Consider the following 23,125-nt stretch of genomic DNA (forward strand, 5'->3'; position numbering starts at 1 on the left):
AAATGAATCAATCACGGGCGACGTAACGGTAAATAAGCGCCAAGCCATTGACTGTACCGGCACTTAATTGGGCAGAAAGCCCCCGCGCAAGACGGTAGCTGACCCGGCCCACTGTACCCGTATCGGACAAGGCCTGCTCGAGGCTGACAGTGAAGCCACTGGCCAAATGCTTGGCGGCCACCATGAACTGACGTTCGATATCGCTGGTGCCGCTATCGAGCCCGCGCACCACCGACTCGGCAGGCAAGATGCTACCCACACTACCCAATTCGCCAGAACGCATACTGACCTCGTCTATGCCAAATTTTCTGTAGAACGGCTCACCATCCCCCAGAAACGACGTCCCGACAGAGAACAACAATGCCGCATCGCCGCCCGAATCATCGGGGCCGCGCCCCAGCAACAGCCAAGACAATTTCTGGACATCGGCGACTTCGGGATAAGAAATCAGATCGATGCGCGGGCGCCGCGCCGTGCCGCTGACCCGCACGCCAGCCTCAACGGCCACGCCAGTACGCAAGGCTTCGATGTTCAGGACAGGGCTAGCGATATCACCCTGGAACGTGATGGTACCGCGACGCAACTGCAACCGCTGGCCATAAGCCTCTATGGCGCCGCCCCGCGTGCGTAGGGCGCCATAGGCCGAGAGCCTGCCATCGTCCATGATGATGCGCATTTCTCCGACCAAACCGGAGTCGACACCATAACCAGTAATGTAAAAACGCGGCCCAAGATCTACCGAAATATTCATCCCGATATTCATGGGTGCGGCCTTAGGCGGCGGTTTCCCGGCCCGCACAACCACAACGTCGCTATCAAGGGTGGGCACGCTGCTGAGCATGTCCAGATCTACCCAGCCCGCGTCAACCGTAATCTCACCATTGATATCCAGCCGCTCAGAGGGGGCATCGACACCGATCTTGCCCGTCACCATGGCAAAGCGATCCGAACGCTGCAATATGGGATAACGATAGAGGTCGACCTCGATTTTGCCGCCCTGGTCGCTTAAGTCCCAGTAACCCGTCAACGTCAGTTTGCCCCCCTGCGCGTCCGGGTTTGCGCGGGTCCACTCTTCGGTCCGCCACTCTTTGGGAATGGCGCGACGCCGTGCGGGGAACTCAAGACTGTCGAGCACAAAACGGTCGCCTTCCATATGGGCTTGCAATGTGCCCTCGACAAGCCTGACACCGTCATCAATACGCACAAAGCGAATATCACTGCCGCTTACCGTGCCACTCGTCTGCCAACTGCCATCGGGGCGGCTGCGGGCCTGCACATCGGCGGTCAAACGGCCGCCGATGTCGGTGGCATCGCCAACAAACAGGCTTAACCAGCTCAAGTCGGCTACGTCGGCGCTGACATTGACCGTTGTTGCGTCGCTGGAACTGACATAAAAGCCGCCCTCGGGCGTCGTTCGCAGCAACGTATTGGCCTGAATCTGAGCACGCCCCATTTTCACGGTGTCGACATTAATGTCTACGTCGATCCGACTGGACCCGTTTCCGTTAGGCCGAGCGCGCACGTCGGCCTGCAAAGTACGCAAACCCAGCGGAAACGGCGGGTCGCCCGGCACGATCATGTCGCCGCCCAGACGTCGCACCTGCGCAGCGCCCGAAAGCGCCCCTTCGAAAGCAAAATCCCAATTAAGCGCGTAGGTGATTTCGACCAGGTCATTACGATCGTCGACATCGAGAATGACGCGTCCGCGGTCGTCCCCGCCTGCGGGGCTTGCCGCGTCGATCATTGCCGTCACCTCATCAATGATCCGCTTCGAGAGCGTCAGGCGATTGATATCACCCCGGGTGGACCAACGGCCCGGCGAAAACAAAGTACGCGCGTGATCGATGACCACACTATTACGCGACGGCAGGGCCAGTTCGATTTTCGTTGCGCCAACGTCGAGCAGCCAAGCCGGCGCCTGAGCAGTCGGCACAACTTGCAGCGGTACCGGTGAGCGCGCATCGACCTTGACGCCGGCGTGCCCGATATCGAGCCGGGTGACACGGCCCGACCATGCTGACGGCAAATCGGGCCTCGCGGTATAGCCACCCTCGACCTGGGCATCGAGCACAACGGGCGCTTCTCCCAGAGTATTGCCGCCGGGCTGGTTTAAATCGTACTGCCCTTTAACGGTGAGATTGTGAGCAGCCATCGCCCCCGAAAGACGGGTCTCGACAGAAAGTCCGCCTGGCAGCCCAGGCCAGAAATCGGCCAATCGTGACGCACTGAGTGCCAACTGCATTTGAGTGTCGGACCACCCCAGGCGCCCGCTGCCTTTGAGCTGATGCGACCCGAGCCGGACATCGAGTTGCAGATTGTCGGCCCGAAACCCCGGGTCGTCGGGCGCTACAGGCGCGGTGTGCCTTATTGCCAAAGCCACGTCGGCCTGCAGAGGCTGACCGTTCCACCGCGAACCCTCGTTAACCTTCCATGTCAGGTCGGCGGCCTGCAACTGGGTTTTCTCTTTAAGCGTCGCCGCAAACGTCAGGCTGGATGACAACAGCGCCTCGGGCAACCCTGCCCCTGCCAGACCCGTCAGGTTCAATTGACGGACAGTCAGTTGCCCGTTTACCTGATCGGCATCGCCACCACTTTTCCAGTCAAGGTCGGCGTTGACCGAAGCACCATCGCTCAAACCTAGTTGTAGTCTGGCGGTGCGCAGCGGGAACGGCTCGCGTGGCGCCAACTGCGCGGCTGCGTCAAGTGTCATGTCCTGACCGCTACCTTCCAGCTTGACAGACACTGCGTCAAGGGAGCCTTCTGCAGTCGCTTTCAGGTCTACTGCACAAAAGGTACTGATGGCATCCAGCTCGGTCGCCGGCTCGCCGCTGGACGGCGCTGCCGCTGCCGTTTCGGCTGACTGCGGTAACCCCGGCAAAAAACGGCGCGCGCACAACAAGGAATCGGGCACGCTGCTTTTAGCATTGGTTTCTATGGCCAACGAGAAAGGCCACGGGTCGGCCAGCGCCAACAACCTAAACTCGCCAGTAACATCGGCGTCGATATCTTGCTGGCCCAACAACACCCGACGAAACACCAACTGCGCATCTTGCGCGTTCAGCGCCAGCGAGGCTTCGAGATTTTTAACGCGGGCCAGCACAGGCTCGCCATTGAGCGATACATTCAGTTCGCCCAGCGCAATGCGATCAAGCGCCAGAGTGACAGGAATCGCCGGTAACGCAAACGGTTGGTCTTCGGGCGGCGGCTCGTCGCTTTCAAGTACATCGAGCGACAACTTCCCGGCAGAAATATTTTGCGCATGTAGACGGCGATCACGCAATGCCGGCCAATCAACGACCAGGTTGACGTCGGCCAGCCCGATTTTTACCGCTGGCGTATCGACCTGGAGTTCGCCGACGCGAAGACCTGCCCAAATGGTGCCGTCGACTTGCGCAACCCGGCCGCCGGCCAGACCGACGCCTGTTTCGAGCGCCCAACGCGACCCTGGCGACGAGGCCACGACCCAATAAACGAACGCCGCCAAAATGGCGACAAGCAAAACCAGAACCGGCCCCAGCCAGAACAGAAAACGACGAAGTCGACGCATTGGCCCGCTCAAAATGCCACGCTCAGGGAAAAATGCAGTTTCAGGCGGCGATCGCGCTGACCATAGGCCAAGTCGATCGCAAATGGCCCAGCAGGCGTGCGCAATACCGCACCCAAACCATAGCCATAGTACATATTCATGTCGCGGAACGATGGCGCTGCATCGCCCGCATCAAAAAATGCCCGCATACCCCACTGCTCGGTAAAGAAATGCATGTACTCAATACTGGCCCAAGCCAAGGCGGGCGCGCCAATAATGGCATCGCCCCGCGGGATACCAATACTGTTGTACCCATAACCACGAATAGTTCGCGCCCCGCCGGTGCGAAACCCGAAATCTTCAGGCAAACGTTCGGTTTGTGACCAGACCTTACCCACTTCGGCACGCACGGTAAACACGTCGCGACGCCCAACCGGCCACCATTGCTGACCGCGCAGACTGGTTTTATAGAACGGTTCGCCACGATCGAGCGTTACGCCGGCACCCAAGCTAAGATCAATCAGATTGCCGTCGCGCGGGTCGTACTTGTCGTTGACGTCGCGGCGCAGCCATTGCCAGCCTGCCACCATTGTTGGGACGCGATACGATTCGGCCCCCGCAATTTTGGTTTCGTCTTGGGCGGCCACCAAGCTCCATTGCGTTTCGTACTCGACTCGACTATTACCGGCCGCTTTACGCGTTTGATTACGCCGCCACCCCAGACCATAACGAGAGGTGTCCAGGCCTTCGATGTCGGAATGACTCGCCAGCACACCAAAACTGTCGGTATAACCGCGCGTGTCGGGTGGCAAATGCACATCGAAAAATAAACGCTGACGGTTTTTATCGACGCCCAGCCCGGTTTCAATCCAAACCGGCTGACCGAACACCACATTCTGGCGATACAGGCCTTCGACACGGGCACCGTTATCGGTATCAAAACCCAGTGATGCCGTATACACGCGCGGCGGCGCCTCGGTCACCCGAACAACTACCGGCATTTCTACGTCGCCATCGGGAAGCTGGATACGCTGGTCGGCGCTGGTGTCCATAACGACAAAAGCGCCACGAAAAAAAGCAGTTGACTGCAAGGCCTGCTGCCAGTCGTCGAGTTTGTCCTGATCGTAGGCATCACCCGGGGAATAACGGACATAACGGTCGATAAGCTTGGGCGGCACACGCTTCAGGCCGATTAACGTCAACTCGCCCATCCGCACACGCGGGCCGCTATCGACCTCAACATCGAGATCGGCCCGAGCCTCTTCCGCCAAAACAGTGGCTTGAGACCGAACCATGCGGGCCAGCAAAAAGTCTTTGCGGCTTACTTCGGTAATCAGGTCAGACTTGGCCTTGCTCCACGACTCGTTGATAAACGGCATCCCCTCGTCGAGCGGCCACTCTTCTTCCAGTAAACGCACACGACCCGCGAACTCGGGCTCGGCGATTTTGCCGGAAAAGCGAATATCGACCTGCCCAACCTGGGCGCGTGGCCCTGGGTCTATTGTGATTTCCCAGGTTTCACCGGCGTAGTCTTGCCCGACAACCAGATCGACCTTGGACGCAAAATAGCCCTGAGTCTCGAGTGCCGACAGCGTCGCGTCGCGTGCGCGACGACGCAACCGCGAGACCTCGCCGCCATCTTGGTCTTCGGCCAGACGCGTGATGGCGTCGATAGCCCCCATAATCGATTGCAACGCTTCGGGCGGCACCACGCCAGGGTCGATAATAACTTCGGGTTTGGCGGCCCACGCCAGTTGCGTACCTGCCAGGCCCAATGCAAGCAGCAGGCGTCGGGCCGACATAACCACCCCACCGGACTTTGCCCGAGCCAGGCCCGACCGATTCGAACCCCGATTACCCGCGTAAAACACCCGCAACGACATGGGTAACTTAGTTCTGGACGACGACAGACGGCATCTTGGCCGCCATATCTTTGGGCAACGCTGCCACCAGCATCGCCACCCTGTGCGCAATACGCTGATACTCGGCCGCGGCGTCGCTTTGCGGGTCGGCCACAACGGTAGGCGTACCCGCATCGGTTTGAGACCGGATACTCATGGCCAAAGGCAAAGACCCTAACCAGGGCAAATTAAACTCGGCCGCCAGATGCTGACCGCCGTGCTCGCCGAAAATCGGTTCGGCGTGACCGCAGTTTGAACAAATATGCATAGCCATATTTTCGACGATGCCCAAAACGGGAACGTCGACTTTACGAAACATTTGTAACCCTTTGCGAGCATCAGCCAGTGCCAGGTCTTGCGGCGTAGTGACGATAACCGCCGCGGTGAGCGGCACTTTTTGGGACAAGGTCAGCGCGATATCGCCGGTACCCGGCGGCATGTCGATAATCAGGTAATCGAGGTCGCCCCAATTAGTTTGACGCAACAACTGCTCAAGGGCCTGACTGACCATTGGACCGCGCCAAATAGCAGGTGCGTCAGGGTCGATAAGAAACCCGATGGAATTGGCCTCGATGCCATGCCCTACCAGCGGCTCCATGGTTTTGTTGTCGCGACTTTCGGGCTTGCCCGACAATCCCAGCATAATGGGGACACTAGGGCCGTAGATATCGGCGTCGAGCAAGCCTACCTTGGCCCCTTGCGCACGCAAGGCCAACGCCAGGTTGACCGACGTCGTGCTTTTGCCTACGCCCCCTTTACCCGAAGCCACGGCAATAATATTGCGCACATTAGGCAAGGGTTTAAGGCCGCGCTGCACAGCGTGGGTTTCGACCGCCAGCGTGCAATCGAGGCGCTCGAGCGACAACCCGGCCCCGGTCAAAACGGTTTCAATTGATTGCCGAAGTGCATCGACCCCATTGAAAACCGGGTAGCCTAACGCCAGATTAAGCTTAAGAACCGAGCCGTCGATGACGATCTCACTTTTTTTTACGATTGGGCCCAGTTTTTTTTGCGTGTTCGGGTCAACAACGTCAGACAATAGGGTCTGGATTTGCTCTACGGTAAAGCTCATGGTGTGGCCTTGCAGGTATTGTTTTCAGCTAAAGTCAAAGCATAGCGGATTGCCGTGATTCTTGGGGACTGGAACTTTTCCCCGCAAAAATGTCATACTTGATCATATGAATACATTCACTCAAATTCTTCGCGGCCTGCTGTTTTTCGTACTTGCCATTTTTGGCATGGCCATGGCGTTTATTTTCATGGTGTCTACCGCCATTGCCGTTGGCATTTTGTACATTGTGGCCAAAATCAAAGGCAGGCCTTTTGGCGCCCGCGCCTACTGGGAGGCACGCCAGCGTGCGGCCGCCGCCAGTGCCGGCCGGTATCGGCCCGGTGCGGCCAAACAGGCTTCGCGCTTTAACAAAACCGACGTCGTCGACGTCGAAATGCGCGAAATCCGCTAGTTACCCTAATCAGGCCGGCGATAGCCGGCGCTGGGGGGTATACCCCGAACACCGCGGCAGACGATTCATTACAATAGAGACTTCGTTTCTATTGTTGATAAATACGCCTGCCCATGTCGCGCACCCTATTCGTTACCACAGCACTTCCCTACGCCAACGGCTCATTCCATATCGGCCACATCATGGAGTATATCCAGGCCGACATTTGGGTGCGCACCATGCGAATGGCGGGTCACACCGTACACTTTGTCGGGGCCGACGATGCCCACGGCGCGCCCATCATGCTCAAGGCCCAGGCCGAAGGCATTACGCCGCAGGCGTTGGTGCAGCGTTACGCGAACGAGCGCCCTCAATACCTGAATGGCTTTCATATCCAGTTCGACCACTGGCACTCAACCGATTCGCCCGAAAACGTCGAACTGTCGCAAAGCATTTACAAAGCGCTTAAAGCCCAGGGCCTGATCAGCACCCGCCAAATCGAACAGTTTTATGACCCGGTCAAGGGCATGTTCCTGCCCGACCGCTACATCAAGGGCGAATGCCCCAAATGTCACGCCGCCGACCAATACGGCGATTCATGCGAATCGTGCGGGGCAGTGTATGCGCCCACCGACCTGATCAAGCCTTATTCAACGCTTACCAAAGCCACGCCCGTACTCAAAAGCTCCGAGCACTATTTCTTTAATTTGTCCGACCCGCGCTGCGTCGCGTTTTTGCAAGAGTGGACGACCGGCACCAACACGCGCGGCCAAAAACGCCTGCAAAGCGAAATTCTGGCCAAAACCCGCGAATGGCTGGGTTCTGGCGAGGCCGACAGCGAAGCCAACCTGGCCGACTGGGATATTTCCCGCGATGCGCCCTATTTTGGTATTGAAATTCCCGACGCACCGGGCAAGTACTTCTATGTCTGGCTCGACGCGCCCATTGGTTACCTGGCGTCGCTGAAAGCCTATTGTGCCAAGCAGGGCCTTGACTACGATGCGCTTGTCGCACCCGACAGCGCCACCGAGCAGGTTCACTTCATTGGTAAAGACATCGTTTACTTCCACGCGCTGTTCTGGCCTGCCACCCTGAAATTTTCAGGGCGCAAGGTGCCCGACCAATTACACGTACACGGTTTCATTACCGTCAGCGGCGAAAAAATGTCAAAAAGCCGCGGCACCGGCATTTCGCCCCTGCGTTACCTCGAATTGGGTATGAACGCCGAATGGATGCGCTATTACATCGCGGCCAAACTGAACGCGCGTGTCGAAGACCTCGACTTCAACCCTGATGACTTTATCGCACGGGTCAACAGCGACCTGGTCGGCAAATACGTCAATATTGCCAGCCGCGCCGCCAATTTCATCAGCAAATATTTTGATGGGCAATTGGGCTACGTGGGCGATACCTCGGGCCTGACGAACGACATCACCGAAGTGGTCACCGCCGTTCAGGCCGACCTTGAAGCCCGGGAATACGGCCGTGCCGTGCGCACTGCCATGGCTTATGCCGATCGCCTGAACCAGGCCTTCGATACCGCCCAACCTTGGGTGTTGGCCAAGGGCATTGCCCAAGCGTCGGACGAACAAAAAGCACAGCTGCAAGACATCTGCTCGCGTGCTTTGGCCGGCTTCAAAGCCTTGTCGGTTATGTTAAGCCCCATTTTGCCGGTACTTACCGCGCGTGTGGCCCAAGAGCTGTTTGCCGATGCCGACCACTACCAGTGGGCCGACGCCACCCAGCTGCCGTCCAAAATCAATGCCTTCAAACACCTCATGCAGCGCGTCGAGCCCCAGATGCTCGAAGACCTGTTTGAGCCCCCAGTCGTAGAAGCCCCCAAACCCGGCGGCGAAGCCATTGCAGACACCATCGACTTCAAAGATTTCGCAAAAATCGACCTGCGTATTGCCCGTATTGTCGAATGCACTGAAGTCGACGGTTCGGACAAACTACTGCGGCTCATGCTCGACGTTGGCGAAGGCCGCCACCGCCAGATTTTCTCTGGCATCAAGGCCGCCTACAAACCAGAGGACCTGGTCGGCAAGCTCACCGTTGTCGTGGCCAACCTGGCCCCGCGCAAAATGCGGTTCGGCGTGTCTGAAGGTATGGTGCTGGCAGCCAGTCACGCCGACGAAGGCACAAACCCCGGTATTTATATTCTTGAACCCGTTGCCGGCGCAGAACCCGGCATGCGCATCAGTTAATGGATAAACATACAGACGACACACCACACGCGTCACGATATGCCCAGGGGCAATTCAGCACCTGGGTCAGTGTGGTGGTCAATGTTGTTTTAACCATTGCGCAAGCCGTCATCGGCGTCTTTGCCCAGTCGCAAGCGCTGGTGGCCGACGCCGTGCACTCGCTGTCCGACCTGCTGTCTGACTTTGTTGTACTGGTGGCCAACAAACAGGGGCAAAAAGCGCCTGACGCCGACCACCACTACGGCCATCTGCGCTTCGAGACCGCCGCGTCTTTAATACTTGGCGTACTGCTCCTGATCGTCGGCATTGGTATGCTCTGGGCAGCATTTAGCAAGCTGCAAGACCCGACACTCATCCCGCAAGTTCATTGGGCTGCGCTAGTCGCAGGCGTTCTGACGCTGGCCTGCAAAGAGTGGCTGTTCCGCTATTTGCTCAGGGTGGGCGAACGCGTGCGCTCCAGTATGTTGATTGCCAACGCCTGGCATGCCCGCTCCGATGCAGCCTCGTCGCTGGTGGTTGTCGTGGGCATTGGCGCCAACATGTTGGGCTTCCCTATGGCAGACCCCCTTGCGGCGCTTATCGTCGGGCTTATGGTCGGGCGCATGGGTTGGCGGTTTTTTCATAATGCCTTCAGCGACCTGATGGACCGCGCCGTCGACAACGATACCGAAGACCGTATCCGAACACACCTGTTGTCCACGCCCGGCGTACAAGGTATTCACGACCTGAAAACCCGAAAACTGGGTGACATGATCTGGGTAGAAGTCGACCTTGAAATGGATGCGACGCTTACTATCGCCCAAGGCCACGACATCGCCGTCGAGGCGCGTCGTCGAGTCATCGAGAACGAGCCCGTACTCGATGTCATGACACACTTCGACCCGGTCGACATCACCACCCGCGCCCAGGCTACCCCTAACCCACCTTCCTGAACGGAGCTGCTCATGACCACTGCCGCCACATTCCAGTTGCAAGACCCCACCCTGTTGCACACCCAATGTTATGTCGATGGTCAGTGGCGCGATGCAAACAATGGCAAAACGCTGGCTGTCATTAACCCAGCTAATGGCCAAGTACTTGCGCACGTTCCCGAGGCCGGCACCGACGAAACCCGGCAGGCGATAGACGCCGCCCAAAACGCCTTGCCTGCCTGGCGCGCCCTGACAGCAGCCGAACGCGCACGATATCTGCGACGCTGGTACGAACTGATGCTAGAGCACAAGGCCGATCTGGCGCGCATCATGACGCTGGAGCAAGGCAAGCCGCTAGCCGAGGCCATCGGCGAAATCGGGTATGCGGCCTCGTTTATTGAGTGGTTTGCCGAAGAAGGCAAACGTGCTTATGGCGAGGTTATTCCAGCGCCAGCACCCAACGCACGCTACGTGGTGGTCAAGCAGCCGGTCGGCGTGTGCGCCGCCATTACCCCCTGGAACTTTCCATCGGCCATGATTACGCGCAAGGCCGCGCCGGCATTGGCCGCAGGATGCACACTGGTATTGAAGCCGGCCGAACTCACCCCCTTATCGGCCCTGGCTTTGGCCGAACTGGCCGAACGCGCCGGCATCCCAGCAGGGGTGTTCAATATTGTGACCGGCGACGCCAAAGCCATTGGCGCAGAACTCTGTCGCAACCCTATTGTGCGAAAACTATCGTTTACGGGCTCTACCCCGGTCGGCAAACTGCTGATGGAGCAGTGCGCCCCCACGCTTAAAAAATTGTCGCTTGAACTGGGCGGCAACGCACCGTTCATTGTCTTCGACGACGCCGACATCGACGCTGCCGTCAAAGGCGCCATGGCTGCCAAATACCGTAATACCGGCCAAACCTGCATCTGCGTCAATCGCTTTCTGGTGCAGTCGGGCATTTACGAGCGCTTCGTCGAAAAGCTGACCGCAGCCACCCAAACGCTCAAAGTGGGCAACGGTCTGGAAGAAGACGTCGTTCAAGGCCCACTAATCAACGATGCCGCTGTGCAAAAAGTCGAACGACTTATTGCAGACGCCACCCATAAAGGCGCTCAAATCCACACTGGGGGCAAACGTCGCAGTTCCGACACCCTATGGTTCGAGCCCACCGTGCTTGCCAACCTGACGCCAGACATGGACATTGCCCGCCAAGAAATCTTTGGCCCGGTTTCTGCCGTATTCCGCTTCGATACCGAAGAGCAGGCCATCGCCATGGCCAACGATACCGAATACGGCCTGGCCGCGTATTTTTACACGCGCGACATCGGTCGAGTCTGGCGAGTGGGCGAAGCGCTTGAGTACGGCATGGTGGGCATCAACACCGGCGCCATTTCATCCGAAGTCGCCCCGTTTGGCGGCATCAAGCATTCTGGCCTGGGCCGCGAAGGCTCGCGCCACGGGCTGGACGAATACCTGGAGCTTAAATATATGGCGATGGGCGGGCTGTAAAGCAAAAAAGCCAACCCTTAAAACGGTTGGCTTTTTTGTGCGAAACCAAGAAAGGCTTCGAAAAATTCTGGAGCGGGTGATGGGAATCGAACCCACGACGGAAGCTTGGGAAGCTTCAGTTTTACCATTAAACTACACCCGCGGCGCACGCATTATAGCGCCAAGTATAATGGCGCGCATGACCAGCACGCCTAATCCCAACCTCATGTCCGACACCCCCAATAGCCCTGCCTCCGATAGCGCCGATACCGAAGCGCTGCGCACTGGCCATATCCGAAGCTTCGTGCATCGCCGCAGCCACATTACGCCCAGCCAGCAGGCGGCTATCGATGTGCTGATGCCCAAGTGGTCATTGCCCTATAAGAACACGCTGTTAAATGTCGAACAGACGTTTGGGCGCCCCGGGCCCGTTATTTTAGAAATTGGCTTTGGCATGGGCGAAACCACTGCAAAAATTGCAGCGGCACGGCCCGATGACAACTTTCTGGGCGTTGAAGTTTTTAACGCCGGAGTTGGCGCGCTGTTAAAGCGTATTGATGAAAACGGGCTGCAAAATATTCGCATTATTCAACACGATGCCGTCGAGGTCGTACGCGACATGATCGCTCCCGACAGCTTGGCTGGCGTGCATGTTTACTTTCCCGACCCGTGGCCCAAAAAGCGGCACCATAAACGCCGCTTGCTTCAGCCGCCGTTTGTACAACTGCTGGCCAGCCGCATTGCGCCGGGCGGCTATTTTCACTGTGCAACCGACTGGGAAAACTACGCCGAACAAATGCTCGAGGTCTTGAGCGGCGAGCCCTTGCTGCAAAACACCTGCACAGACTACGCGCCCCGGCCCGATTACCGCCCGCAAACCAAATTCGAAACCCGTGGCCTGCGTTTAGGCCACGGCGTCTGGGACTTGATCTTTACACGCAAACCGTCATGAACATCACACTGAACGGCCAGCCCAAAGCGCTGGACCAGGTGGCGACTGTGGCCGACCTGATTCGTTATCTGGGTTACGAAGGCAAACGTATTGCCGTAGAACGCAACGGTGACATCGTGCCCAAAAGCCAACACGGCCAGCAAGCGCTGGCCGAGGGTGATGAAATTGAAATTGTGGTGGCTGTAGGCGGCGGCTAACCCCCGCCCCACACCCTGAAGGTCAAAAGCTTAACGGAACGGGAAACCGCCCTTGCCCAGGCCCTTCAGGCCGCCCATGGCCCGCATCATTTTGGCCATGCCACCCTTCTTCATTTGCTTCATCATGCCCTGCATTTGGTCAAACTGGGCCAGCAGTCGGTTGACCTCTTGCACCGACACACCCGAGCCCGCCGCAATGCGGCGCTTGCGCGATGCCTTGAGTAATTCGGGCTTGGCGCGTTCGGCTGGCGTCATGGAATTAAGAATGCCCTCGGTACGGCGCAGTTGCTTTTCGGCCTGACCACTTTGCAACTGACTGGCCGCCTGCGCAAACTGAGCGGGCAGTTTTTCTAGCATCGACCCCATATCGCCCATTTTCTTGACCTGCTGCAGCTGGTCGCGAAAATCGTTCAGATCGAATTTGTCGCCCGACTTAAGTTTAGTGGCCAGCTTCTGGGCTTCGGCAATATCGATATTTTTTTGCGCTTGCTCTACCAGCGAAACGATATCGCCCATGCCCAGGACGCGTTGAGCCATGCGTTCGGGGTGGAAGGGTTCAAGGCCGTCAAGCTTTTCGGACACCCCTACAAACTTCAGCGGCTTGCCTGTGACATGACGTACCGACAACGCCGCACCGCCGCGCGCGTCACCGTCGAGTTTGGTAAGCACCACCCCGGTAAGCGGCAGGGCATCGCCAAACGCCTTGGCCACATTAACCGCATCTTGACCCTGCATGGCGTCGACCACAAACAGGGTTTCGATAGGGTTGAGCAAATCGTAGAGCGCGCGGATTTCGCGCATCATGTCTTCGTCGATACCCAGGCGACCGGCCGTATCAACAATAAGTATGTCGTAATAATGACGCTTGGCGTGATCGAGCGCCGCACGCGCAATGTCTTCGGGCTTTTGCGAGCCATCGGACGGGAAAAAGTCGACCCCGACCTGGGCGGCCACGGTTTTCAATTGATCGATAGCCGCGGGACGATAGACGTCGGCACTGACGACCAGCGTTTTCTTTTTGCCCGATTTCTTACCCTTGGCCGTATGCCCGCCTTCGGACAGCCACTTGGCCAACTTACCCGTGGTGGTTGTTTTACCCGCACCCTGCAAACCGGCCATAAGGATGACGGCGGGCGGCTGGGTCGCCAGCGACAACTCGCTGGCGAATTCGCCATCGGCCCCCCCCATCAAGCCGGTGAGTTCTTTATGCACCACCCCGACCAGGGCCTGGCCTGGGTTAAGGCTGTCGGCTACCTCGGTGCCCAGCGCCTGTTCTTTGACGCGGGCGATGAAATCGCGCACAACAGGCAGAGCAACGTCGGCCTCGAGCAAGGCCATGCGCACTTCGCGCAGCATATCTTGCGTGTTGGCTTCGGTTAAACGCGCTTCGCCCTTGATGGTTTTAACAACACGGGAAAGACGCTGGGTAAGATTTTCTAGCATGACGATGGATTCGCTGAAACTGGTTTAGTATCGTGGGATACCGTCTAAAATGATGGCTTTGGGGCATTATGCCCCAGGCCATCAACGAACAACGCAGGATGTATGTCTGAAGGCATTGTATTTCACACCTTGGCCGCACTGGCCTACGCCGCTTTAGCCCTATTAGTTTGGCGCCCCCTGCGGCACGGCCGGATACCTACCAACACCAGCGCAACCGCCAAAGGTTGCCTGCTGGGCGCACTGGTACTGCACGGCGTTGCGCTTTACCAAGCCGTATTGCCCGCCACCGGGCTTTACTTGGGCTGGGCGCTGGCACTATCGGCCGCCATATGGCTGGGCATGCTGATTTTCTGGCTTGAAAGCCTGGTGCTCAGTCTTAACGGCTTGCTGCTTATTTTACTCCCCGGCAGCGCCCTGGTCAGCGCACTGGCCGCCCTCTTTCCCACAGGGCACCTGGTTGCGCACGCCCACAACGAACTTCTGCGGCTTCACCTGCTCATTGCGCTTATGGCCTATGGCCTGGTCACTGTCGCTGCCCTACAAAGCATTTTAATGGCTGCGCTCGATCGCTATCTGCACCGCCCGGCCGAGCAATCACAACACGCCCCCTGGTTTACCCACGCGCTCGATGTCATGCCGCCGTTGCTGGTACAAGAGCGCTTGCTGTTCCGGCTGATCTGGATCAGCTTCATTGCCCTGACGCTCACGCTTATTACTGGCTCGCTGGTGTCGCTTAACCTGGCCGGCCCGGCGTTTCCGATAGACCACAAAACCATTTTCACGCTGCTGTCGTGGCTTACCTTTGCCGTGTTGCTGGCGGGGCGCTATGTCCGCGGCTGGCGCGGTCGTCTGGCCTTGCGCTGGACACTCACCGGCTTTGCATTTGTGCTACTGGCCTACACAGGCAGCCGGTTCGTCATCGACGTCATTCTTCAACGGGGCTAATGTGGGAAAACTGCTTTTCTGGATCATTGTTGTTATTGCGGCGCTGGTGGCCGTACGCCTGCTGGCTATACACAACCGCAATAAAAACGCAGCCGACAACGGCACAACAACCACAACAGCGCGCAACAAACCCGGCGGCAAATCGGTTGCCGGCAGCACTGCAAACGCCGAATCTATGGTGCGCTGCGCCCACTGCGGCATACATATGCCACGCTCTGAAGCGGTGCTTTCGGGCGGCGACACTTGGTGCAGCGCCGAACACGCCAAGCTTGGGGTCAGCCAATGATCGGGCTGATGCTCGACAGACAAGGCTGGCTTAAACCGCACGGCAAGGTACAACGCCTGCCTTCCCCGAATTTCGACAAACGCCCCAAAGGGGTCGAGCCCACGCTGCTGGTGCTGCATAACATCAGCCTGCCCCCGGGGCAGTTCAGCGGCAACGCCATTTGCGATTTTTTTCAGAATAAGCTGGATTGCGACAGTCACCCCTGGTTTGAGAACATCAGGGGGGTAAAAGTATCGGCCCATTTTTTAATTCGTCGCGACGGCGATGTCGTGCAGTTTGTTTCGACCCTGCATCGCGCCTGGCATGCCGGGGTTTCGCGCTTTAACCAACGCGACAACTGCAACGACTTTTCAATCGGTATCGAGCTGGAAGGCACTGACACCGAGCCGTTTACCGACGAGCAATACCACGCCTTAAAACGGCTGACGACCGCGCTGCAGGCTCGGCATACCTTAACGGCCGTGCGCGGCCACGAACACATTGCGCCAGGCCGAAAAACCGATCCGGGGCCCCACTTTAACTGGCGTCGCTATGGCCGCGAGGCCCGCTGGCTTTTGCGGCAACTGCCGCCACTGGCGTGATGTACGAATAAGCCATTGCCTTAAAGCGCCACAACGCCCCCCCAATAAAACAAAGGCACGCATAGGCGTGCCTTTGTTTTATGCGCAATAGCCGTTAACGACTATGCACCTTGCAACAACAACTTGTTCAGCCGCTTCACGAAAGAGGCTGAATCTTTCAGTTGCGCGCCTTCAGCCAACATAGCCTGGTCCAGCAACAACAGCGCCCACTCGGCAAAATCGGCTTCGTTGGCGTCTTGCACACGACCAATCAGCGGGTGCTCGGGGTTGATTTCAAGAATAGGCTTGACCTCGGGCGCCGCCTGGCCCGCTGCTTGCAACATACGCAGCAAGTGCGGGCTCAGCTCATTAGCATCGACCACCACGCACGACGGCGAATCGACCAGACGAACGGTGACGCGCACGTCTTTTACTTTGTCGCCCAATGACGTTTTCAGGCGCTCGACCAGCGGCTTGAAGTTTTCGGCGACTTCTTCCTGACGCTTTTTCTCGTCTTCGTCGGCCAAAGCGTCGAGGTCGAGCCCGCCCTTGGCAATCGACACCAACGACTTGCCTTCAAATTCTTGCATGAAGGACAGCATCCATTCGTCAACGCGATCGGACAGCAACAACACTTCAAGACCCTTCTTGCGGAAGATCTCGAGGTGCGGGCTATTGCTGGCTGCCGCATAAGATTCACCCGTAACGTAGTAAATCTTGTCCTGGCCCTCTTTCATGCGCGACACATAATCGGCCAGCGACACATTTTGGGTAGCGCTGTTGGCCTGGGTCGAGGCAAAACGCAGCAACTTGGCAATGCGCTCTTTGTTGGCCGCGTCTTCGCCCATACCTTCTTTCAGGACCTGGCCAAACTGCCCCCAAAACTCGGCGTACTGCTCGGCATTGTTCTCGGCCATGTCTTCAAGCACCGACAAAATGCGCTTGGTCGAACCCTCGCGAATAGCGCGAACATCACGGCTTTCTTGCAAGATTTCGCGCGAAACGTTCAGCGGCAAATCGGCCGAATCAATCACGCCACGCACAAACCGCAAGTAAGCCGGCAGCAGCTGTTCGGCGTCGTCCATGATGAACACACGCTTGACGTAAAGCTTGACCCCACGGCGCGCATCGCGGTCCCACAGGTCGAACGGCGCCCGCTTGGGCACGTAGAGCAGTTGGGTGTACTCGCTGCGGCCTTCTACCCGGTTATGGGTCCAGGCCAGCGGGTCTTCGAAGTCGTGTGAAACGTGTTTGTAGAATTCTTTGTACTGCTCGTCGGTCACGTCAGACTTGGCGCGTGTCCACAAGGCATTGGCCTGGTTGACGGTTTCCCATTCAGTCGTCTTGACCTGCTTCGATGCTTCGCTGTCCCACTCTTCTTTCAGCATCTGCACGGGCAACGAAATATGGTCGGAATAGCGACGCAAAATTTCGCGCAGTTTCCAGCCGCTTAAAAACTCGTCTTCGTCGGCACGCAAGTGCAGGGTTACCGCGGTGCCGCGGTCCGCCTTCTCGACCGTCATGATGGAAAACTCGCCCTGGCCGTCAGATTCCCAAAGCACGGCTTCGGTTGCATCGGCGCCGGCACGACGGCTTAACACCGAAACTTTGTCAGCGACGATAAACGACGAATAAAAGCCCACACCAAACTGACCGATAAGATGCGCGTCTTTTTGCTTGTCGCCTGTCAGTTGCGAAAAGAATTCTTTGGTACCAGAACGGGCAATGGTGCCCAAGTTGGCAATGGCTTCGTCACGCGACAAACCAATACCGTTGTCTGAAATCGTAATAGTGCGCTTATCGGCATCGTATTCAACACGGATGCGCAAATCGGCATCACCCTGCATTAGCTCGGGTTTGTCGATGGCTTCGAAACGCAACTTGTCGCAGGCGTCTGACGCATTCGACACCAGTTCGCGCAAGAAAATTTCTTTATTGCTGTACAACGAATGAATCATCAGGTGCAGCAACTGTTTGACTTCGGCCTGGAAACCCAGGGTTTCAGAGGCCATTGCGGTTTCGGATTGGCTCATGTCAGCGCACTCCATAAATGCGGTTAAAAACGGTAGCAGCCGCCACAGGCGGCGAACTCGGCATATTTGGGGGCTGTCTGCCCGTTTTCAAGGGCCCAGCTTGCTTCTATGCAACAAAACGCTCGGGACAGCGGAACCAATGCCGCATGAATGCTGGGCAATTGCCATTAAATAGTGCTAAGGTTTCGCCGGATTGCATCACCTCCTGTCATGTCATGCGCCGTTTAATCACTATCTCTTTACTCGCTGCCGTCACCGCTTTCCATTCTGCGGGGCACACCCAAGACTACAACACCGAAGAATATCGTAACCAAACCGGCCTTGACTTGATCAAGGCCGGGGACGCTTACCGCCTGGGCTTTACCGGACAGGGGGTCACTATCGGCGTGGTTGACTCGGGCATTGCGGCCTGGCACCCAGAGTTTGCCGGACAAATTGTGGGCGGCTATGACTTCAGATTGAGTCAGGCAGTCAGCCAATCCAGCGGCATCGACACCGATGGACATGGCTCGCACGTGAGCGGCATTATGGCGGCCCGACGCGACGGCGTGGGCATGCATGGCGTCGCTTTCAACTCGAAGATATTTTCCACCCGTTACGGGGCTGACGATAACGACGACGATGATGATGACGACAACGGAATCGACGATTTCGACATCGGTAGCGGCATCACATTTCTTGAAAAAGCCCAGGCGTTTGACCCCGTCTTGAGCTCCGCCTGGAACTACATGGCGCGCCAGGGGCTGACGGTCATAAACAATAGCCTGGGACTGAATAGTTGCGCACCTGGCGCATCTGGCACCGCAACCGAACCCTGCAACGTTAAAGATTTTGGTTTAAGCACCGACACCGGCTACACCGGCAATTTCAAGGTCGACGAACTGTTTGGCGAGACCATTTTGGCGATGCATCGGTTAAAAGATGCCGGCACACTAATGGTGTTTGCCACAGGCAACGAGTCCCAGCCGCAACCCGACATACTGGCCGGCATGCCTGTGCTGTACCCCGAACTCGCCCCCAACTGGCTGGCCGTCACCGCCGTTAACGTGGATATCGACTTCAACAACCCGGTTGTAGCCACCTACGCCAACAAATGTGGTGATGCCAAAGCGTGGTGTCTGGCCGCTCCGGGCAGCCGATCGACCCCCGACGCCAACGACTCGAGCACCTGGCAAGGCATTTGGTCTGTTAACAAGGACGGACTTTACGTCTCCCTGCCCGGCACCTCGATGGCCGCACCCCACGTCACCGGCGCAGCGGCCCTGGTCAAAGAGGCCTTCCCGTTTTTTAACGCCTACCAATTGCAGCAGACCCTGCTAACCACCGCAACCGACCTGACACCATCGGATAACAAACGCTACGACGACATCTTCGGCTGGGGCTTGTTAAACGTCGGCAAAGCCGTTCTGGGCCCGTCGGCGTTTGTATCTGTTTTTGATGTAGACACCAAAGGGTACAGCGCGACGTTTTCTAACAATATTGGGGACCTGTCGGGCGAAGGGCTGGGCGCCGGGTCGTTAATCAAACGCGGTGCCGGTACGCTGACCTTGGCCGGCACCAACAACTATACGGGCACAACAACCGTTGAAGGCGGCACCCTTATTGTTGCCGGCACCAACAACACGGGCGACACCATTATTAATGGGGGTAACCTGACCGTAGACCGCAGCGGCCAATTGAACTCGACCGCCAATACCGTCAATGGCGGCAAAATGGTGGTCAACGGTAACCTGGCAACCACCAGCACCACGACCGTCAAACTTAACGGCATTTTGGGTGGCCGCGGCAATGTCGGCATCTTGGTCAACGAAGGCACCGTCGCCCCCGGCAACTCGGTCGGCACCTTGACCGTAAAAGGTAACTACACCCAGACGGCAACATCGGTGCTAGAAATTGAAGTTGACGGCAATAACGGCTTTGACCAACTGGTTGTAGAAGGCAACGCCGCACTGGACGGCACACTGGCATTGCGCGGCGGGCCATTTCGCCAAGGCGTGAACTACAACTTTTTGTCGGTGGCTGGCGGCGGTGGTTTAACAGGCAACTTTGCGCAAATCGACACCTCTTTGCTCTTTCTAAGCCCAAGCCTTAGTGTTTCGGGAACGGGCATTTCGCTGTCGGTGGCCCGCAACGCGCAAGCCTTTGCCGCGTATACCCACACCGCCAACCAGCGCAACGTAGCCGCCGCGCTCGACCCTTTCTCGGCCAACCCGCCAACCGCGCTGTCGAGCGTGTACGACGACGTCTTGAATGCCACCGCCAGAACCTTGCCTGGGCTCATGGACGCCCTGAGCGGCGAAATTCACGCCAGCGTTGCGTCTAGTTTATTCAGCCAAAGTCAGTTATGGACGGCGTCTGCAACGCGACGGTTAAACCAAGTGCTGACGCGCCCCGACATTAACCAGCGCCGCCCCCTATGGGTTACGGTACAACGCCAATGGAGTGACCTGAATGGCGCGAATGGCTCGGCCGCTACCCGCAGCTACGCCAACGGCCTTTTCCTGGGCGCAGACACCGCGCTACGCAACGGGTGGCACGCCGGCGCGGCCCTAGGGGCTCACGACACACGCATTGACGTCGGCGAACGACGCAGCCGCGCCGATGCGCACAGCTACACGGCCGCCCTATACGGCGCAAAGCATTGGCCGACTAGTGAGAACACCGCCCTGAACTGGCGTGCTTCAACCGCCTATACCTACCACGACCTGAACACCCGCCGCCAACTGGACGTTGGCGGTAGCCAGACCCTAAAGGCCGACTACCACGCCCACCAGGTACAAGCGTTTACCGAACTGGGATATGCCTTTGCGGCAAACCAAAACCTGGTACTGGAGCCCTACGCGCGCCTGGGATGGACCCAACTGCAGACGTCGTCGATGCGTGAAAACGGCGGCCAGGCAGCGCTGCAATCTGGCGCTGCGACAGACCGACAAGGCACCCTGAACCTGGGCCTGCGTGCCTATAGTGAATTGGCGCTAACACCCGCCACCACTGCACGGATTAACGGCGAGCTAAGTTGGCAACACACCCATGGCGACACCACCGCCACACGCCATATGGCCTTTGCCAACGCAACTGATGTGGGCTTTAGCGTCAAAGGCGCCCCAGTAGCGCGCAACGCGCTGCAACTGGCCTTGAACGGCGAAGTAGACGTAAACAAATCCACCCAAATTGGCTTGAACTACAGCGGCCAGTTCGGCGGCGGCAACACCCAAAACACGGCTTCGCTGTATTTGAATTTGCGGTACTAAACGGACTTCTGCAAAACATTTAAATTCAGCGTATAATCGTGCCCTTCTGCCCGGTGGCCCTTCTAGCCACCGACCCAGTCCGAATGCCCGGGTGGTGAAATTGGTAGACGCAGGGGACTCAAAATCCCCCGCCGCAAGGCGTGCCGGTTCGATTCCGGCCCCGGGCACCAAATTTTAAAGACCGTCTCTGTTTTGCAGAGACGGTCTTTTGTTTTTGGGGTCTGGCTCTTCCCCATTATCGGGCTCTACCCCATTATCGGGGGATACGCATTCACTAGACACGGTTAATCACACCGTTCCAACCGCACTGGGCCAAGACACGCAGGCGGTAATTTTGACCTCACGTCCGAGCGCCTTGACGCGTTCACGTTCGGCGCTGGTAACACCATCGCGTGTACCGGTATTTGAGCCACCNTTCGATTCCGGCCCCGGGCACCAAATTTTAAAGACCGTCTCTGTTTTGCAGAGACGGTCTTTTGTTTTTGGGGTCTGGCTCTTCCCCATTATCGGGCTCTACCCCATTATCGGGGGATACGCATTCACTAGACACGGTTAATCACACCGTTCCAACCGCACTGGGCCAAGACACGCAGGCGGTAATTTTGACCTCACGTCCGAGCGCCTTGACGCGTTCACGTTCGGCGCTGGTAACACCATCGCGTGTACCGGTATTTGAGCCACCAAGCCTCCTGACTACGATTAATGTACGAGAACTATTCGAACTTCGGCCCGGAGAAAAAGTAGCCGAGGCCCCGGCTCACCAGCAGATGCCGAAACTCAGCGTGACCGAGCCATCCGCATAAACCCCGCGACGGTGTATCAGGGTTTGACGAAAACCTAAAACGCCGTCACAATCACCGCATGAAATACGGCGAATATATCTGGCAATCGCCGCACTGGCCTGACTGGCGCTACGACCTGGCCGCCCTGGCGGAACCCCTGGCGGCTGTCAGTCGTGCTCAGGGTCTTTTGCTTGGCCGCCTGGCAGACGTGGGAATGGCACTGCGTGACGAAGCCCGCTTGGCAGCGCTGACCGAAGACGTCGTTCAAACCAGCGCGATTGAAGGCGAAACGCTCAACGTCGCCTCGGTCCGGTCCTCCGTCGCACGCCGCTTAGGCGTCGACATCGGGGCTTTGGCACCCACAGATCGTCATGTCGACGGCATCGTTGACATGATCCTAGACGCAACCAGCAAAGCGATGGCTCCCCTCACTACCGAACGCCTATTCGGCTGGCACGCGGCGCTATTCCCAACTGGCTACTCTGGCATCAGTGCGATCAAAGTCGGCCACTGGCGGAACGACAGCAACGGCCCTATGCAAGTCGTTTCAGGCTCTATCGGACGGGAAAAGGTGCACTTTGAGGCACCGCCTGCCAACCGGCTCGCGGCAGAAATGGCACGCTTTTTGGCCTGGCTCAATGACTCATCACAAAAAGAGCCCGCCCTCGTTCGCGCTGGCCTAGGACACCTCTGGTTTGTCACCCTGCACCCCTTCGACGACGGCAACGGCCGCATTGCACGTGCTATTGGCGATCTGCTGCTGACCCGTGCCGACGGCAGCCCACAACGTTTTTACAGCTTATCAGCCCAGATCCAACGAGAGCGCAAAGCCTATTACGACATCCTTGAACGCACGCAAAAGGGCGACATGGACGTGACGCAATGGCTAGCGTGGTTCCTCGCAACCCTATTGAAAGCCATCGAACATGCTCATGGCGTCCTCGATCAGGTGTTCACCAAAGCGAAATTCTGGCAGCACGCCGCGACCATTCCGATGAATGAGCGGCAAATCAAGGTGCTGAATCGGCTGTTGGATGGGTTTGACGGCAAGTTGACCACTGGTAAATGGGCCGCACTCGCCAAATGCTCAAGCGACACGGCCTTGCGCGACATCACAGAGCTGCTGCAACACGGCATCCTTCAAAAAAATGACGCGGGAGGGCGTAGCACGAGCTATGCCATCAAGCTCAGCGACAACCTATAAAGA

Annotated in this window: 16 protein-coding genes and 2 tRNA genes; 12 read left to right on the plus strand and 6 right to left on the minus strand. The window is 57.8% G+C overall.

Annotated features, from left to right (window positions below):
* Positions 1-7: 7 nt before the first annotated feature.
* From PuT2_RS03590 to apbC, 3 genes are all read right to left on the minus strand, one after another.
* A complete protein-coding gene (locus tag PuT2_RS03590; protein ID WP_093969671.1) occupies positions 8-3,547 on the minus strand; it encodes a translocation/assembly module TamB domain-containing protein in 3,540 nt (1,179 codons plus the stop codon).
* 8 nt (positions 3,548-3,555) lie between these two features.
* Complete coding sequence (locus PuT2_RS03595; protein ID WP_093970055.1) at positions 3,556-5,328, minus strand: autotransporter assembly complex family protein; 1,773 nt, start codon at positions 5,326-5,328, stop codon at positions 3,556-3,558.
* Between the two features lie 88 nt (positions 5,329-5,416).
* Positions 5,417-6,499, minus strand: a complete 1,083-nt coding sequence (apbC, locus tag PuT2_RS03600; RefSeq protein WP_093969672.1) for an iron-sulfur cluster carrier protein ApbC — start codon at positions 6,497-6,499, stop codon at positions 5,417-5,419.
* Between the two features lie 106 nt (positions 6,500-6,605).
* Here apbC and PuT2_RS03605 point away from each other — a divergent pair, with 106 nt between their 5' ends.
* From PuT2_RS03605 to PuT2_RS03620, 4 genes are all read left to right on the plus strand, one after another.
* Positions 6,606-6,890, plus strand: coding sequence for a hypothetical protein (locus PuT2_RS03605; RefSeq protein WP_093969673.1), 285 nt, complete (start codon positions 6,606-6,608; stop codon positions 6,888-6,890).
* A gap of 113 nt (positions 6,891-7,003) precedes the next feature.
* On the plus strand, positions 7,004-9,076 hold the full coding sequence (gene metG / locus PuT2_RS03610) for a methionine--tRNA ligase (protein ID WP_093969674.1): 2,073 nt from the start codon (positions 7,004-7,006) through the stop codon (positions 9,074-9,076).
* Positions 9,076-10,008: a cation diffusion facilitator family transporter gene (locus PuT2_RS03615; RefSeq protein WP_093969675.1), complete on the plus strand. Its 933-nt coding sequence runs from the start codon at positions 9,076-9,078 to the stop codon at positions 10,006-10,008. The genes metG and PuT2_RS03615 overlap by 1 nt, the downstream gene beginning before the upstream one ends.
* Positions 10,009-10,020: 12 nt before the next feature.
* Positions 10,021-11,490 (plus strand): NAD-dependent succinate-semialdehyde dehydrogenase, encoded by a 1,470-nt coding sequence (locus PuT2_RS03620; protein ID WP_093969676.1) that lies wholly within the window; start codon positions 10,021-10,023, stop codon positions 11,488-11,490.
* A 68-nt stretch (positions 11,491-11,558) separates the two neighbouring features.
* On the opposite strand, the gene PuT2_RS03625 is transcribed toward PuT2_RS03620, so the two are convergent.
* Positions 11,559-11,632: transfer RNA gene (locus tag PuT2_RS03625), tRNA-Gly, on the minus strand.
* Positions 11,633-11,695: 63 nt separating this feature from the next.
* On the opposite strand from PuT2_RS03625, the gene trmB reads away from it, so the two are divergent.
* Positions 11,696-12,421 (plus strand): tRNA (guanosine(46)-N7)-methyltransferase TrmB, encoded by a 726-nt coding sequence (gene trmB / locus PuT2_RS03630; RefSeq protein ID WP_371596402.1) that lies wholly within the window; start codon positions 11,696-11,698, stop codon positions 12,419-12,421.
* Entirely contained in the window at positions 12,418-12,618 is a 201-nt protein-coding gene (gene thiS / locus PuT2_RS03635; protein WP_093969678.1) for a sulfur carrier protein ThiS, read from the plus strand. Before trmB ends, thiS begins: the two co-directional genes overlap by 4 nt.
* Before the next feature lie 30 nt (positions 12,619-12,648).
* Here the strand turns inward: thiS and ffh are convergent, their stop codons facing one another.
* Positions 12,649-14,061: a signal recognition particle protein gene (gene ffh / locus PuT2_RS03640; protein WP_093969679.1), complete on the minus strand. Its 1,413-nt coding sequence runs from the start codon at positions 14,059-14,061 to the stop codon at positions 12,649-12,651.
* 102 nt (positions 14,062-14,163) lie between these two features.
* On the opposite strand from ffh, the gene PuT2_RS03645 reads away from it, so the two are divergent.
* From PuT2_RS03645 to ampD, 3 genes are read left to right on the plus strand one after another with little or no spacing between them, the layout of a single operon-like run.
* Entirely contained in the window at positions 14,164-15,006 is an 843-nt protein-coding gene (locus PuT2_RS03645) for an inner membrane protein YpjD (protein ID WP_093969680.1), read from the plus strand.
* Position 15,007: 1 nt separating this feature from the next.
* Complete coding sequence (locus PuT2_RS15800; protein WP_093969681.1) at positions 15,008-15,292, plus strand: PP0621 family protein; 285 nt, start codon at positions 15,008-15,010, stop codon at positions 15,290-15,292.
* Complete coding sequence (gene ampD, locus PuT2_RS03655) at positions 15,289-15,873, plus strand: 1,6-anhydro-N-acetylmuramyl-L-alanine amidase AmpD (RefSeq protein WP_173862507.1); 585 nt, start codon at positions 15,289-15,291, stop codon at positions 15,871-15,873. Before PuT2_RS15800 ends, ampD begins: the two co-directional genes overlap by 4 nt.
* A gap of 101 nt (positions 15,874-15,974) precedes the next feature.
* Here the strand turns inward: ampD and htpG are convergent, their stop codons facing one another.
* Entirely contained in the window at positions 15,975-17,885 is a 1,911-nt protein-coding gene (gene htpG, locus PuT2_RS03660) for a molecular chaperone HtpG (RefSeq protein ID WP_093969682.1), read from the minus strand.
* A gap of 215 nt (positions 17,886-18,100) precedes the next feature.
* Between htpG and PuT2_RS03665 the strand changes: the two genes are divergently transcribed.
* The 3 genes from PuT2_RS03665 (at position 18,101) to PuT2_RS03675 (ending at position 23,122) form a co-directional block, all read left to right on the plus strand.
* Complete coding sequence (locus PuT2_RS03665) at positions 18,101-21,136, plus strand: autotransporter domain-containing protein (protein WP_093969683.1); 3,036 nt, start codon at positions 18,101-18,103, stop codon at positions 21,134-21,136.
* Between the two features lie 85 nt (positions 21,137-21,221).
* Positions 21,222-21,306 (plus strand) — tRNA-Leu (locus PuT2_RS03670).
* Between the two features lie 691 nt (positions 21,307-21,997).
* On the plus strand, positions 21,998-23,122 hold the full coding sequence (locus tag PuT2_RS03675; protein ID WP_093969684.1) for a Fic family protein: 1,125 nt from the start codon (positions 21,998-22,000) through the stop codon (positions 23,120-23,122).
* The last annotated feature ends 3 nt before the right edge of the window (positions 23,123-23,125 follow it).

Source organism: Pusillimonas sp. T2 (assembly GCF_002236805.1).
Taxonomy (GTDB): Bacteria; Pseudomonadota; Gammaproteobacteria; order Burkholderiales; family Burkholderiaceae_B; genus Neopusillimonas.

Excerpts from the sequence above, each read along its gene's own strand:
- PuT2_RS03590 (WP_093969671.1), bottom strand. The coding sequence starts at position 3,547 with ATGCGTCGACTTCGTCGTTTTCTGTTCTGGCTGGGGCCGGTTCTGGTT.
- PuT2_RS03595 (WP_093970055.1), bottom strand. The coding sequence starts at position 5,328 with ATGTCGGCCCGACGCCTGCTGCTTGCATTGGGCCTGGCAGGTACGCAA.
- apbC (WP_093969672.1), bottom strand. The coding sequence starts at position 6,499 with ATGAGCTTTACCGTAGAGCAAATCCAGACCCTATTGTCTGACGTTGTT.
- PuT2_RS03605 (WP_093969673.1), top strand. The coding sequence starts at position 6,606 with ATGAATACATTCACTCAAATTCTTCGCGGCCTGCTGTTTTTCGTACTT.
- metG (WP_093969674.1), top strand. The coding sequence starts at position 7,004 with ATGTCGCGCACCCTATTCGTTACCACAGCACTTCCCTACGCCAACGGC.
- PuT2_RS03615 (WP_093969675.1), top strand. The coding sequence starts at position 9,076 with ATGGATAAACATACAGACGACACACCACACGCGTCACGATATGCCCAG.
- PuT2_RS03620 (WP_093969676.1), top strand. The coding sequence starts at position 10,021 with ATGACCACTGCCGCCACATTCCAGTTGCAAGACCCCACCCTGTTGCAC.
- trmB (WP_371596402.1), top strand. The coding sequence starts at position 11,696 with ATGTCCGACACCCCCAATAGCCCTGCCTCCGATAGCGCCGATACCGAA.
- thiS (WP_093969678.1), top strand. The coding sequence starts at position 12,418 with ATGAACATCACACTGAACGGCCAGCCCAAAGCGCTGGACCAGGTGGCG.
- ffh (WP_093969679.1), bottom strand. The coding sequence starts at position 14,061 with ATGCTAGAAAATCTTACCCAGCGTCTTTCCCGTGTTGTTAAAACCATC.
- PuT2_RS03645 (WP_093969680.1), top strand. The coding sequence starts at position 14,164 with ATGTCTGAAGGCATTGTATTTCACACCTTGGCCGCACTGGCCTACGCC.
- ampD (WP_173862507.1), top strand. The coding sequence starts at position 15,289 with ATGATCGGGCTGATGCTCGACAGACAAGGCTGGCTTAAACCGCACGGC.
- htpG (WP_093969682.1), bottom strand. The coding sequence starts at position 17,885 with ATGAGCCAATCCGAAACCGCAATGGCCTCTGAAACCCTGGGTTTCCAG.
- PuT2_RS03665 (WP_093969683.1), top strand. The coding sequence starts at position 18,101 with ATGCGCCGTTTAATCACTATCTCTTTACTCGCTGCCGTCACCGCTTTC.
- PuT2_RS03675 (WP_093969684.1), top strand. The coding sequence starts at position 21,998 with ATGAAATACGGCGAATATATCTGGCAATCGCCGCACTGGCCTGACTGG.